Source organism: Agrobacterium sp. SORGH_AS 787, assembly GCF_030819035.1.
GTDB lineage: Bacteria > Pseudomonadota > Alphaproteobacteria > Rhizobiales > Rhizobiaceae > Agrobacterium > Agrobacterium larrymoorei_B.
Genome location: NZ_JAUTBG010000001.1, coordinates 571,190 through 585,000 on the forward strand (window position 1 = coordinate 571,190; position 13,811 = coordinate 585,000).

Below are 13,811 nucleotides of genomic sequence, written 5' to 3' on the forward strand. Positions count from 1 at the left end.
AGGACCGACAACGCTCACGCCTCCTTCGTCACCCAGGCTCTGGCAAGATTGCCGCCGAGCCCCTCGGCACCTATCGCGTAATCCTTGATGCGCACGCTGCCGACAACGGGCTGGATGGGCGCGACGAGATTGATGACGGGAAGATCCTGCGCAACGATGACCTGGAATTCCTTGAAAAAGGCGGCGCGTTTTTCGATATCGGGCTCCACCGCTGCCGCTTCCAACAGCCGATCCACCTCTGAATTGGAATAATGGCTGGCATTGGAGAAAGGCAGACCGATCTTGAAGTTCTTGCTCCAGTAGACGCGCTGTACACCGGCCGTTGGATCGAAGGTATTGGAGAGGGATTCGACCGACAGGTCCCAAGCGCGATCAGTATAAACGACCTTCACATAGGTGCCGAAATCGAATTTCTGGATATCCGCCTCGATACCGATCTTCGATAGCGCCTGTGCCACGAAGTCCGAATAGGTCTGAGGGTTGAACGGATTGTTGGTGACGCGAAGCTTGAAGCGTTTGCCACCATCCTTGCGCGGAAAACCCGCCTCATCCAGCAATTTTTCCGACAGAACCGGATCGAATTTTGCAAAGCCGATATCGGAATTGTGAAACTTTGCTAGGCCGGGACTGATCGGTGTCGGTGATGGGACGGCGTAACCGTAAAGAACGGTGTCGATCAATGCCGGAACATCGATCGCATGGGCGATGGCCTGCCTGACCTTCAGTTCCTTGAGATAGTTGTTCTCGAGATTGATAACCAATTGGTTCTGCTGACCGGCATAGGCATAGATGCGGTCATCCACCTTCAATGTGGGAATGGCCTTCAGCCGCTCCAGATCGGCAAGCGACACCGGGTTGGGGCCGATATCCCCTTCCCCCGTTTCCAGCGCAGCCGCGCGTGCACCCGCATCGTTGATGAGACGAATGATCACGCGGTCCAGATAAGGGCGTGGCGCGTCCCAGTAGCTGGCGTTTTTCTCCAGCAGGATGTGGCTACCCGGCACCCATTCCTTCAGCACGAATGGACCGCTGCCGATAATCTGCCCAGGTTTGGGATTCTCAGTCGGTTTGAAGGTCTCGAAGATATGCTTTGGTACGATCGGCGATTCAGAAGAAGCAAGCGCGGAGATCAGACCGGGCGCGGGCTTGGAAAGCCTGACCTTCGCGACGAGCGGGTCCGATGTCTCGACCCTGTCGACATTGGCGAATGTCGCACGGCCGCGAGGATGAGCCTCTTTCAACCGCAGAATTGAAAATTCCACATCGGCCGATGTTACCGGCTTGCCGTCATGAAATGTTGCATTCGGCTGCAGGTGGAAGACATACTCCAGACCGTCCGCAGAGACGCTCCATTCCTTCGCTAGACTTGGGCGCGGTGAGAGGTCGTAATCATAGGTCAAAAGACCGTCGTAAATCTTCGAGCCGATGAATTGCGGTCCGCCCGCGCTTGTGTTGATTGCCACGAGTTGTGTGGGCTCGGGAAAATACACGATCTTCAGCGTTCCACCCGAAACGGGCTCTTCGGCTGCGGCGAAGGAGCCACCGGGGAGTGCCAGCACGGCACCGGCAGCAAGTGCGATCTTATGAAACTGGCGTCTTGAAATAGTCATGTGTGTCTCCAATAAATGTTCTGTTTAGGACGCCGACTCAATGGAGCTGCGGGAACCCGTGGCGCTCGGCAAGGATTTGCAAGATCCGGTTTGTATCCTGAAGGAAGCGGACATCGCCCTTGATCTTTGCGTCAGCCGGCGGATCGCTTGCGAAGATAAAGAGTGGCAGAGACTGGTTCTCCTCCCCGACAACGGCAATGACAGCCTCACGCGGACGCTGGAAAGCAACACGACGAACATCTATACCAGCCGCGAATTCCGGGAAGGCAGCCAGCAGACCTTCGATCTGGTTACAATGTGGGCAGACGAAGCGCACACCGGGGTGCTTTGGATCTTCAAAACCCGGAGCGATCAAAAACAGCGTATCCTTGGCCATGGCGTCAGTCCTGCGAGAAGCGTTTTCGACTTCACCGTGCAGTGATCCAACACCTTGGTCCAGAAAGCATTTCTTGCTCCAATACGAAGAATTTCTCTCTGATAAATTATTGATGAAACTGATTTTTTCTTAATTTCGATCGTCGGCACTTCCGTTCCCGGCACCATCTCCCGTGGGCAATGTTTTTGCGCGAAATGCGTCGGTCACGCGACACTCACAAACGTCCCCATCTCCCTTTCGAGCAACAAAAAAACCGGCCATACCGCCGGTTTTTGCTTGTAATCTCCCGTTGTCGACACCGAAGTGAACGGTAAAACCGCGTCACCAAAACCTCATTGGCTTTTCCACGCCGTCGCGAGGTCGCCATAGGCGATATCGATCGTCGTCACCAGAGACTTCAGATTGGTGTTACGCAAAATGACCGTCGGCAAAGCCACGATCGAGAAATTCGGCAGATCGTCTCCGGTAATCTCTTGGATTCTGCGAAACTGTTCTGCCCGCTTCGTTTCATCCACCTCGATGGCCGCCGCGCGGAACAGAGCGTCCACCTCCGGATTGTTGTAATGGGCCGCGTTGACATAGGGCGCGGGGTTCTTGATGCCATCGGACCAATAGAGACGCTGCACGCCGGCTGTCGGATCGAAAAGGCGGCTAATGCCGTTCACATTCAGGTCGAACCCGCGCTCGGTATAGACGCGCTTAATGAAGGTCGCGAGATCGCCTTCAACGATCTCCACCTTGACGCCGAGCTTGCCGAAGGTCGAACGCAAATATTCCGCCGCCTTGCGGAAGACATCCGATGGCAGGAACGTGAGCCTTAGCGAAAACCGGGTGCCATCGGCGCCTTTCGGATAACCGGCCGCGTCCAGCAATTCATTCGCCTTGGCGAGATCGAAGGGATAGGTAAACGGCTTTTCATCATTATAGGCGGTGAAGACCGCGGGAATATTCGAGCCCGCCGGCTTGGCGGTGCCGAAGAAAATCGCATCGTTGATGAAATCACGATCAATGGCATGGGCCAATGCGTGACGAACCTCCTTTTTTGCCAGTATCGGGTTCTCGAGATTGAACTCGAAAACGGCGGCGTTGTTGAGATAAGCGTCGGTGTACACCTCCACAGCCAGTTTGGGGTTCTGCCTCAATCGCTCCAGATCGCTATAGGAGACATCGGCGGTATAATCTGCCTCTCCCGTTTCGACCGAAATCGTGGTGGACGCCGCATCGGCCACGAAGCGCGCCACAAAACCATCAAGGTAAGGCAGGCCTTTCTGCCAGTAATTCGGGTTTCTTTTCAGCTTCACATAGCTGCCGCGTTGCCACTCCTCGAAGACGAACGGCCCGGTGCCGATAGGCGCGTTACCATTGGGGCTCTCCTTGAGGTTCTCGGGAGGATAGGCGTGGGCGGGCAGGATCGGCGTTTCGCCGCCGGTCAAGGCGCGCAGAAGATAGGGTGCCGGTTTGGACAGCACCACCACAGCCGTCAGCGGATCGGGCGTTTCGACATCAGCGATGTTGGCAAAGGTGATGCGCCCGCGTGGGCCGACCTTCTTGAAAGCGAGTAGCGAAAACTTCACGTCCGCAGAGGTGAAATCCTTGCCGTCATGCCACTTGACGCCCTTGCGTAGCCGAAACGTGTAACGAAGGCCGTCAGCAGAGGTTTCCCAGCTTTCAGCCAGAACCGGATGAGGCTTGAAATCGCCGTCGAACCGGACAAGTCCCTCCAGTATTTTTGTGGAAATGGCCCGCGTGCGCGTGTTGGAATCGAAAAGTGGCACCAGCGTCGTCGGTTCACCGGGCGCTGCCAGCGTCACGACACCGCCCTTTTTAGGCGTCTCCGTTGCCAGGCCGGGCAAGGGTGCCAATGAGATGCTTGCCGCCAGAGACGCGCTCAAAATCAATGCTGTACGTCTTGTCAAATCCATGAATGTGTCCTTCCAATATCTTTTTGGTTTTCAGTCGGCCTTCAGCCGGGTTTCCACCAGCCGGGCAAACAAGGTTGCGCCAACCGGCAAGATGGCATCGTCAACGACAAATCGGGGATTATGGGCTGGCACCGTGCCGGAATGGCCGAGGGTGAAAAATGCGCCCGGCGCATGTGTCAGGAAATCGGCGAAATCTTCGCTTCCCATGAAGCGGCGCGCTTCTGTCGAAACCCGCTCGTTTCCGAGGACTTCCCGCGCCACGCTGGCGACGATCTCAACAGATGCATCGTCATTGGTCAGAACCGAGAAAATATCGCGAATATCCACCTCGGCAGTAAGACCGTGAGCGGCGGCAATGTGATCCGAAATCGTGCGGATTCGCTGCCGGATGGTCTCGCGGACATCGTCCGAGAAGGCCCGCACCGTCCCGGCAATCGCGGCCGTTTCGGGGATGACGTTATAGGCCGATCCCGCTTCGATGCGGGTGATTGATAAAACCGCGGGATCCGTCGGCGAGATGTTGCGGCTGACGATCGTCTGCAAGGCCTGAATAAGTTCGCCTGTCGCCGGTACCGGATCAAGGGCCGCATCTGGATGGGCAGCGTGAGCACCCCTGCCCCTCAACCGAATATCGAAAAAATCGGCCCCTGCCAGAACGGTGCCGGGCGAAACCGTCAGATGATTGGGAGCGGCATGGGTGGAGTTGTGCAACCCGTAAATCTCGTCAACAGGAAAATCCTTGAACAACCCGTCCGCGATCATGGCGCGCGCACCTCCTAGCCCCTCCTCGGCCGGCTGGAAAATAAACACCACTGTGCCAGCGAAGTTACGGGTTTCTGCCAGATAACGGGCGGTACCGAGCAGGATCGTCGTATGAACATCATGCCCACAGCCATGGAACCTGCCGGGATAGACTGACGCATAGGGCAAGCCTGTTTCCTCCGGCATGGGCAAGGCGTCCATGTCTGCCCGCAGCCCTATCGAGCGATTGCCGTCATAGTGCCCCCGCAGCACGCCGACCACACCGGTCTTGCCGTAGCCGCGATGCACCTCGATACCCCAGGAGCTGAGTTTTTCAGCTACGATACCGGACGTTCTCACCTCCTCGAAACCGACCTCCGGGTGTCGATGTAGATAGTGGCGAATGGAAACAAGCTCTGGAACGTAGGTTGCGATCTGGTCGATAACGATAGGACCGGGCGTTTTCACAGGATCGACGGCAATGGTCACGGCATTTCCTCAAGGTAATGGATCTCTGTTTCGCAACCAGATGATTGCGAACTGCAAGTCTCGAAAATGGAAGGTCGAGGCAGCGGGAAACGTCAGTTGTTTCTGCTAACCCCCCGGGTCCTAGTGCTGGATGGGGTCTAAACTCTCAGGCCAGCCTCTTCCATCAGCGGCAGAATTCGCTTCCCGAAATAGTCCAGATCGTCACGGAAATCATAGAAATTGATCTGAACGCCGTCGATACCAGCCATCTTCAGGGCGACGAGCTGTTCGACCACCTGCTCCGGCGAGCCGATGATTTCGATATTGCCGCCGAGGTTGCGCCCCTGCTTGTGGCGAGGATCACCACGCCCCTTCCAGGCATGGGCATCGCTATCGTAGTTGTTGGCGGCAAAGGCTCTTGTCCCAGCCTGCGGCTTTCCCGCCTCGATCGCATCGGCATAGGCGATCGCCTCTTTCTCCGTGTCGCGACTGACGATGATCGGGTTGATGAGGGTTTTGACCTGTCGCCCATAAATCTTGGCGCGGTTCTTGATGGTTGCGACGTGCTCGGGAAGTGTTTCCAGCGCGCTGTCGATATGCGCCCCGCCCGGAGACGTCACGAAGACCAGATCAGAGTGCCGTGCAGCAAAATCGATGCCGGCAGGTGAGCCCGTGGCGGTCACCAGTGTCGGGCGCCCGAAGGACGGTTTCGGCGTTATCCAGCCATTGCTGATGGCCCAGGGATTGAGCTTGCCCTCATAGGAGAAATTTTCGGTCTCTCCCCAGAGGCGATGAAGAACATCGAAAAGTTCGCCCGCCATATCATAACGCTTGTCATGGTCGATCCGCTGCCAGCCGAACATTTCATGCTCTACCGCGCGGTGGCCGGTGACGATATTGATGCCCCATCGGCCCTTGGCGATATGATCCAGTGTCGCGCCATATTTGGCTAGGTGCAGAGGATGGAGCGGTCCGTAAAGGACATGGATCGTTGAGATCAGGAGCATGCTGTTCGTCACCGCGGCCATCGCGCCGAGTGCGATAAAACTGTCGAGGGAGGAGTCTCCGTCATAGCCGCCCTTCGGTAGCCACTGAGTTCGGCTGAAGGCGATTTCGAAACCAAGCTCTTCCGCACGCTTCACCACATCGACATTATAATCGAACGTCCAACTGTTGCTCGTGGGAAGGCTGGAGAAATGAATGTCCTGCAGGTTGAGGAACAGCCCCAGCATGAGTGGCTGTTTCGCTGCTTGACTGAGCGGGCTTTCTTCGAAGTCCCACGGGCCTCTGAGGTCCGGTCCAGACGTCTTTTCAGCTGTCAGCGCCATGTCTTTTCTCCCTGTTTCGTGTTGCGGCGGGAGGTTGCGGCTCCAAGCCGGTCGCGAAGATAATCCTCCACTCTTCGCGGCTCCCGCCCTATGATACGGAACACGGTGTCTTCAACAGACGCCGCGAGCCCTTCACCGATGAGCTGTCTGAACTCGGCAATTGCCTTGCGTTCGAAGGCGCCGAGATGCGACGAGAGTGCAGAGATTAACGGTCGGGAGCTCCCAACGGGGCGCCCAAGCAGACGGGCGGCAACACCGGCGATATCGAGCGCCGTCAAAGCTTCGCCCCCAGTTAGCACGAAAGCGCCTTGAGGTGCCTGATCCTCAATCAGGGCGTGGGCGGCAACATTAGCGATATCCCCGGCATCGATGAACGAAACCGCCGCTTCACCAAATTGGGCCGGAACGGTATCGCCTTGGCTCAAGGCCGCCACGATAGGTTCCAAGGCAACCTGCATCCAGGCATTCGGCCTCAAGATGACGTACTGGATACCGCTTGAAGCGAGATGCCGTTCCACCTGCGCATGCGCAGCGCCTGAAATGGATCGGGAGGAATTCTGGATGGTCCAATCCGAGCCAGATATCTTGACGATCCGTGTCACGCCGGAGGAGAGCGCAGCGTCGATGACACGCTTCTGATCGACTGCAAGTGTCTCTGTGATGGGAGAAAGCAGCAAGACCCTGTCGACGCCGTAAACGGCTTCCTTGAGGCTCGCCCCATCGCCAAAGTCGCCGGTGGCGATCTCGACTGAACTACCCCAAAGTCTGTGGGCCTCTTCGGGTCGTCGCGTCAGCACACGGGTTGTGACGTTTCGATGCAAAAGGCGGTCGACCACAAGCCGGCCTAATTTGCCGGTGGCACCTGTAACGAGAATCTTCGTCATATCGATCTCACTTTACTCAAGCGCGTTGTGCATCAACGGCGCGCGGATCGACCCATGCGTGGACATCGAAATCATTCGGGATGAACTTCCATTCGAGAAGGAAATCTTTGAAATGAGCAATCGCGTCGATCTCGGCGGGCTCAAGATCGAGCCGCAGACTGCGGTGAACCGCTTGACCATTGGCGGCGATCACCGCGTCCTCGCTGACGCCAATTTCGCGGGCGATGAATCGAGCGGCCTCATCAGGATGGTCGTTTGCCCAAGCGGCAACGCGCCGCACCGTCGCCACCAGCTCCGCAACGAGATCCGGTCGCTCGTCCGCGAAAGTGGCATCCACTGTCAAAGGACGTGGCGTGCCATTGTTGATGCGGACTTTGGGGTCTGGATGAAAACCCGTCGACACCACAACATGCGCGCCGATGAGATTGGCAACCGTCACACCCTCTGCGCCCTTGACGAAGAACGCGTCGATCTCACCGCGATGCGACGCTGCGATCTCCTCACCATAGGGGAACCTGCGCCGTAACCCGAGAAACCTGTCCTCGGCTGGTCCGAGCAGCACCGGCTCGGTTGCAACGAGGTCGATCAACTGGACATCCTCGATCGCCAAGTCTGAAATCGTCAACGCCGACACGATACCTTTCAGAGATGTCGCCTGCTGAAAGTCGATGGCTTCATGGGCTCGCTTCGGCACGCCGATGCGGCGCCCTTTCAGATCGGAGCCGTTGCGGATTCCACGTTCCGGTAACGCAATGACAGCCTGGAACTCGTCCGTCCGTGTCAGACCCACCAATCGGGTTTTCCGGCCGTCGGCTCTCGCCCATATCGGCGGAATGTTGCCACCCTGACGGAAAGACCAGTCCAGCCGATGGTCGAAATGGCTTTGACGGATGGCCGGATCGGCGGAATCACAAATGGAGGATACTGCAATGCCGTGAGCGGCGAAGGTTTCCTCGATCCAGCCAAGCTGTACGGCAATGGAAAGCGGTGTGGGCGCCGGGCAGCGCGTGTACCATAGCCTTTCCGGTTTATTTGTCTGGCGCAGAGCAGCATTGGCCACGGCGTTCTTCCTTTCAATACAGTCAGGAAGAAAGCTATATAAAAACGTATTTTTCTATAGAAACAGTATACTATTTAAGCGGCGCTTGAGAAAATTCGTTTCTTCTCACCACCCGTGACCGTGAAATCGCGGATAATTCCTCCGGAAAATATAACCTTCTCGATTAAATCATCTCCATCGGCTCTACAGCAAAAACATCTCCGCCTCGGAACCGCATAAAAGTTTTTCTTTCTGCGACAGCAAGAATTTTTAACTCGCGACGCCAATTCCGACTGTTACGCTTTTGAATGACTGACCCGGCCCGAGCCGGAGACCGACCACCTGAAAAGAAAAAGCAGCAGCATGAGCAAGACCGAACGCCGGCTTAATCTCAACGTCGGCATCAACACCACCGGATATCTTCCCAATGCGTGGAAATACCGGACCGGCGACCGGCGTGACATCAATGATATCGGCTACTATCGCCGATTGACTGAACTGGCTCATAAGGGTCGGTTCGATGCCGTGTTTCTCTCCGATCATCCGGCGTTGCTGACGGACCCGACGAGCCGCCCGTTTCACACCATCGATCCCCTCATTCTCTCCACGTCGCTTGCCGCGCAGGTGCCGGACATCGGCTTTGTCGCAACGGTGTCCTCCACCTATAACTCACCTTACAATTTCGCCAGACGAGCACAGTCCATCGATCTCGTCACCGGCGGTCGACTGATCGTCAATATCGTCTCCTCTTTCAATCCCAGTGTGGCGGCCAACTTCGGCAACGAACCGCTTCCGCCACGGAACGAACGTTACGCCAGGGCCACCGAATTTCTCGACGTCGCGAAAAAGCTCTGGTCAAGCTGGGATCCGCGCCGCGAAAACGATGTGCCGGAAGGGCGTTTCTGGGATGCCGCAACGGCTGAAGCAATCGATCATGAAGGAGACTATTTTCACGTCAAAGGTCCACTCAACGTTCCAAGAGGCCCGCAAGGGCATCCCGTCATCGCCCAGGCTGGCGCGTCGGAAGGAGGGATAGACCTTGCGGCTCGCCACGGCGAAATTATCTACTGCAACATTCTCTCCCGTCCGGCGGGACAAGCATTCGGCAAAAAGGTCCGCGACCGCGCAATTTCCTTTGGCCGCGATCCATCCGGCATCCGCATCGTCCCAGGCCTTGTCGTCATTGTGGGTGAGACGAAAGAAGAAGCCCTGCGCAAACATGAACTGTACAGCGGGACCGGCTCGGAGGATGGACTCCTTGTGCGTTTTGCGAAGGAAAACGGCCTCGATCTCGCTACTTTCGATCCGGACGCAGTACCGGAAGGCGAGCGCTTCGTGCCGGACCAGAACCGTCAATGGGCAGTCGGAATGGGGCTCGGCCTGTCCGACCTGCTAACCCACGAAAAGCTGACAGCGCGTCAGGCGGTGCGCCGTTCGGAAGGTCACCATCGCCTGGTTCTCGGCAAGCCCGAAGAGGTGGCAGACCAGATCATCGACCTGTGGGAAGACGGAACCGTGGACGGCTACACCCTCCAGCCGCCACGCGCACCGGATGATATCGAAGAGTTCGTCGAGAATGTGGTGCCGATCCTGCAGGATCGCGGCGTCTATCCGCGCGAATACGAAGGCGCCACCATTCGTGACCGCTACCGTCTGCCCTATCCAAACTGAACAAAACACTAGCAAACGACGACGCCACTCTCTCCTCCCGCATGAGGAGCACGGGCGTGCATTGAACATGCCAGCACGCGCGCGCTCTGCAACCCACATGATTTCACGCATCGATGATTCGGTAATGCTCCTCTCTGCTCTAGCGATTGTTTCAGCTATCGGAGAATAAGGCGGTCGCGGACACGCATCGGGCGGCGAAATTCTGAGGACAATCGTTTGCGGCAACAGGCGCGTTCAAACACATATGCCAAACGACATGATTTTCCCTATGACATCCCGATAGATTAGGTCGACAATCTGAACGATACTACCGGAGAGGCGAACCGCGCAGATGTAGTTCCGTTGCAGGACTAATCAAAGCCATGTGCTTTTATACCGCTTGGCTCAAGCGCCTAATCAGAGGAGAGCGCGGCTTGAACCAGATCGAGGGCAGCACAAATCCGGCACGGGGATGGCCTTCCGCTCGGCGCGGGGAGGAAAGGATTTACAGCTCGCTAAATCTGCTCGTTTTCATCAAAATCTCCTCGTTCATAAAGCCCGAGAAAATTCTACTTTTGAAGCCTGTTATTCGCCGGGGTTATTACCATTGCGCTAGGCGTAATATGACGCGACAGCCATGTCCGACCTGAGAGATAGGTGACGTTTTGTACCGGAGACATGGGTAACACTTTTCGCTTTGCGGGAGGTGTTGATGCCGTGGAAAGAGACTTCGGTTATGTAGACAAGTCTTCGCTTTGTCGCCCGATTACTGGAGGGCGAAGAAATAGCGAGGTGTGTCTGGACTTCGACCTATCACGCAAGACCGGCTACAAAAGATACTCAATCGCTACAAGAACGACGGGCTTGAAGCTCTGACGGACAGATCCTGGCGTCCGGTGCGCAACACCAACCAACTCCCCGATCCCGTCGAGGCAATGATCGTGCGCCTCAGACAAGAGAAGCCGCATCGGGGTGCGCGCAAGATCCGCGAGTTGCTGGTGAAGAAGCTCGCCGGAGATGTCCGTATTCCGGCGAGCAGCACCGTGCACGCGGTGCTCGACCGCTATGGTTTGTGCCCCAAGCCCGCAAGAGGAACCGGGCAAACAAGGCCATGGCACCACGCTGTCACAAGCCGTCAATGGAAAAGATCTGTGGGCTTGCGAAGCCTTCTAACGACACGCGAGCAAGCTGTGATCGAAGCATTCCGCCGCCTGTTTGCCGAGCATGGCCTGCCTCAGGCGGCACGCTCGGACAACGGGCTGCCATTCGCTTCACCAAAAGGACTCTACAATCTGTAGAAGCTGTCGGTCCTCTGGTTGAGGCTTTGGGAATGGGGCTTGTGACCGAACTCATCAAACCGGGCTATCCTCAGCAGAACGGTCGGCATGATCGAGACATCATCGTCACCAATTGCGGGCGCGCCTGCCTCTATCACAAGAAGATCAACACTCACTCTGCTCGCGTGGAAACGCGTTGTGCGGGGGATGCTGTCTCTTTTGGCTGCTGCGGACTTTGGTGCGGGCACCTCCCTTAAACGTCAAAACCCCGCAGCATTTGGCTACGGGGTTTTGATGGTGACGTAGATATTTGGTTGCGGGGGCAGGATTTGAACCTGCGGCCTTCAGGTTATGAGCCTGACGAGCTACCGGGCTGCTCCACCCCGCGTTGACTGCGATCGACTTGGATGTCGAGTAATCTTTAGAACTGCAAAAGGCCGCTTTGGATGCGGCCTTTGGTATCGGCCTTGGCCGGAGGAGTGTGATTTGAGAAGATTTTTTTGTTGCGTTTAGCAGACCTGGCAGCGACCTACTCTCCCGCGTCTTAAGACGAAGTACCATTGGCGCTGGGGCGTTTCACGGCCGTGTTCGGAATGGGAACGGGTGCAGCCGCCCCGCGATAACCACCAGGTCGGCGAAACGCAACTGGCACATGCTTTTGCATGTGCTGTTGTATCGAGAAGCTGGGTGGCGAAGCCACATTTAATTTCAACACGTCTTTCTCTGACTTGCGCTGTGGTTTGCCTTTCTCGCGTTTGAGTTGGGCAGCCATACAGGACGCTAGTCCGTCGCCAATCGTTTGGCGCGCCGTCCGCAGGGCCTATGGCCCGTGAGGACAGAAGATGATGCCATCGAGCTTTGCTCGATGAGCATGAACAATGGGAACGAAGAAGTCGCTCGAGCTATTAGTAACGGTAAGCTTCATGCATTACTGCACTTCCACACCCGTCCTATCGACGTGGTCGTCTTCCACGGCTCTGATAGGGAACACTCGTTTTCAGGTTGGTTTCCCGCTTAGATGCCTTCAGCGGTTATCCATTCCGTATATAGCTACTCTGCTATGCCCTTGGCAGGACAACAGATCCACCAGAGATACGTCCATCCCGGTCCTCTCGTACTAGGGACAGATCCTGTCAATATTCCTACACCCACGGCAGATAGGGACCGAACTGTCTCACGACGTTCTGAACCCAACTCACGTACCGCTTTAAATGGCGAACAGCCATACCCTTGGGACCTGCTCCAGCCCCAGGATGCGATGAGTCGACATCGAGGTGCCAAACAACCCCGTCGATATGGACTCTTGGGGGTCATCAGCCTGTTATCCCCGGCGTACCTTTTATCCGTTGAGCGATGGCCCTTCCACACGGGACCACCGGATCACTATGACCGACTTTCGTCTCTGCTCGACTTGTCAGTCTCGCAGTCAGGCTAGCTTATGCCATTGCACTCGACGACCGATTTCCGACCGGTCTGAGCTAACCATCGCGCGCCTCCGTTACTCTTTCGGAGGCGACCGCCCCAGTCAAACTACCCACCATACACTGTCCCGGATCCGGATAACGGACCGCGGTTAGACATCCACGAAGATAAGGGTGGTATTTCAAGGATGGCTCCACAGGAACTGGCGTCCCTGCTTCAAAGCCTACCACCTATCCTACACATGCCTTGGCGAATGCCAGTGTAAAGCTATAGTAAAGGTGCACGGGGTCTTTCCGTCTGACCGCAGGAACCCCGCATCTTCACGGGGAATTCAATTTCACTGAGTCTATGTTGGAGACAGCGGGGAAGTCGTTACGCCATTCGTGCAGGTCGGAACTTACCCGACAAGGAATTTCGCTACCTTAGGACCGTTATAGTTACGGCCGCCGTTTACTGGGGCTTCAGTTCAAAGCTTGCACCTCTCCCTTTAACCTTCCAGCACCGGGCAGGCGTCAGACCCTATACGTCGTATTGCTACTTCGCAGAGCCCTGTGTTTTTGATAAACAGTCGCTACCCCCTGGTCTGTGCCACCCCATCACACTTGCGTGCAAAAGGGTCACGCTTCTTCCGAAGTTACGCGTGCAATTTGCCGAGTTCCTTCAACATAGTTCTCTCAAGCGCCTTGGTATACTCTACCTGACCACCTGTGTCGGTTTCGGGTACGGTCTATACGGTGGAGCTATTTCCTGGAACCTCTTCGCCGCCCAACCAATCCAATAAGGTTGAACAACACACAAGATCCGTCACTACCACCAGGCCCACGAATATTAACGTGGTTCCCATCGACTACGCGTGTCCGCCTCGTCTTAGGGGCCGGCTAACCCTGCTCAGATTAACTTTAAGCAGGAACCCTTGGTCTTTCGGCGAGGGAGTCTCTCACTCCCTTTATCGTTACTCATGTCAACATTCGCACTTCCGATATCTCCAGCAGCCCTCACGGGTCCGCCTTCACAGACTTACGGAACGCTCCGCTACCACACAACTTACGTTGTATCCTCAGCTTCGGTGCATGGCTTTAGCCCCGTTACATTTT

The 13,811-nt window shown here is 56.4% G+C and carries 9 protein-coding genes, 1 tRNA gene and 2 rRNA genes (1 of these 12 cut by a window edge); 2 read left to right on the top strand and 10 right to left on the bottom strand.

Annotation, left to right across the window (positions count from 1 at the left end; genetic code table 11):
* Nucleotides 1-14: 14 nt before the first annotated feature.
* The 7 genes from QE435_RS02450 to QE435_RS02480 form a co-directional block, all read right to left on the bottom strand.
* A complete protein-coding gene (locus QE435_RS02450) occupies nt 15-1,610 on the bottom strand; it encodes an ABC transporter substrate-binding protein (RefSeq protein WP_349040119.1) in 1,596 nt (531 codons plus the stop codon).
* A gap of 37 nt (nt 1,611-1,647) precedes the next feature.
* Entirely contained in the window at nt 1,648-1,986 is a 339-nt protein-coding gene (locus QE435_RS02455; protein WP_349040120.1) for a DUF3088 domain-containing protein, read from the bottom strand.
* Nucleotides 1,987-2,318: 332 nt separating this feature from the next.
* Nucleotides 2,319-3,908, bottom strand: a complete 1,590-nt coding sequence (locus QE435_RS02460; protein WP_349040121.1) for an ABC transporter substrate-binding protein — start codon at nt 3,906-3,908, stop codon at nt 2,319-2,321.
* A 30-nt stretch (nt 3,909-3,938) separates the two neighbouring features.
* Nucleotides 3,939-5,138: a M20 aminoacylase family protein gene (locus QE435_RS02465; RefSeq protein ID WP_349040122.1), complete on the bottom strand. Its 1,200-nt coding sequence runs from the start codon at nt 5,136-5,138 to the stop codon at nt 3,939-3,941.
* Nucleotides 5,139-5,275: 137 nt separating this feature from the next.
* Nucleotides 5,276-6,445, bottom strand: a complete 1,170-nt coding sequence (locus tag QE435_RS02470; protein ID WP_349040123.1) for an LLM class flavin-dependent oxidoreductase — start codon at nt 6,443-6,445, stop codon at nt 5,276-5,278.
* Nucleotides 6,436-7,329 carry an NmrA family NAD(P)-binding protein gene (locus QE435_RS02475; RefSeq protein WP_349040124.1) on the bottom strand — a complete coding sequence of 298 codons (894 nt, stop codon included), beginning with the start codon at nt 7,327-7,329 and terminating at the stop codon, nt 6,436-6,438. The genes QE435_RS02470 and QE435_RS02475 overlap by 10 nt, the downstream gene beginning before the upstream one ends.
* A 16-nt stretch (nt 7,330-7,345) precedes the next feature.
* Nucleotides 7,346-8,389, bottom strand: a complete 1,044-nt coding sequence (locus QE435_RS02480) for an ABC transporter substrate-binding protein (protein WP_349040125.1) — start codon at nt 8,387-8,389, stop codon at nt 7,346-7,348.
* A gap of 342 nt (nt 8,390-8,731) precedes the next feature.
* On the opposite strand from QE435_RS02480, the gene QE435_RS02485 reads away from it, so the two are divergent.
* Both QE435_RS02485 and QE435_RS02490 read left to right on the top strand, forming a co-directional pair.
* Complete coding sequence (locus QE435_RS02485) at nt 8,732-10,039, top strand: NtaA/DmoA family FMN-dependent monooxygenase (RefSeq protein WP_349040126.1); 1,308 nt, start codon at nt 8,732-8,734, stop codon at nt 10,037-10,039.
* 773 nt (nt 10,040-10,812) lie between these two features.
* Entirely contained in the window at nt 10,813-11,316 is a 504-nt protein-coding gene (locus QE435_RS02490) for a helix-turn-helix domain-containing protein (protein ID WP_349040127.1), read from the top strand.
* A 290-nt stretch (nt 11,317-11,606) separates the two neighbouring features.
* Here the strand turns inward: QE435_RS02490 and QE435_RS02495 are convergent.
* From QE435_RS02495 to QE435_RS02505, 3 genes are all read right to left on the bottom strand, one after another.
* Nucleotides 11,607-11,683: transfer RNA gene (locus QE435_RS02495), tRNA-Met, on the bottom strand.
* A gap of 128 nt (nt 11,684-11,811) precedes the next feature.
* Nucleotides 11,812-11,926: ribosomal RNA gene (rrf, locus tag QE435_RS02500) — 5S ribosomal RNA — on the bottom strand.
* A 253-nt stretch (nt 11,927-12,179) separates the two neighbouring features.
* Nucleotides 12,180-13,811: ribosomal RNA gene (locus tag QE435_RS02505) — 23S ribosomal RNA — on the bottom strand; it runs 1,301 nt beyond the window's last position.

Bases quoted from the DNA above. Each gene is read 5' to 3' on its own strand.
- QE435_RS02460 (WP_349040121.1), bottom strand. From the start codon at position 3,908: ATGGATTTGACAAGACGTACAGCATTGATTTTGAGCGCGTCTCTGGCG.
- QE435_RS02485 (WP_349040126.1), top strand. From the start codon at position 8,732: ATGAGCAAGACCGAACGCCGGCTTAATCTCAACGTCGGCATCAACACC.
- QE435_RS02450 (WP_349040119.1), bottom strand. From the start codon at position 1,610: ATGACTATTTCAAGACGCCAGTTTCATAAGATCGCACTTGCTGCCGGT.
- QE435_RS02475 (WP_349040124.1), bottom strand. From the start codon at position 7,329: ATGACGAAGATTCTCGTTACAGGTGCCACCGGCAAATTAGGCCGGCTT.
- QE435_RS02455 (WP_349040120.1), bottom strand. From the start codon at position 1,986: ATGGCCAAGGATACGCTGTTTTTGATCGCTCCGGGTTTTGAAGATCCA.
- QE435_RS02470 (WP_349040123.1), bottom strand. From the start codon at position 6,445: ATGGCGCTGACAGCTGAAAAGACGTCTGGACCGGACCTCAGAGGCCCG.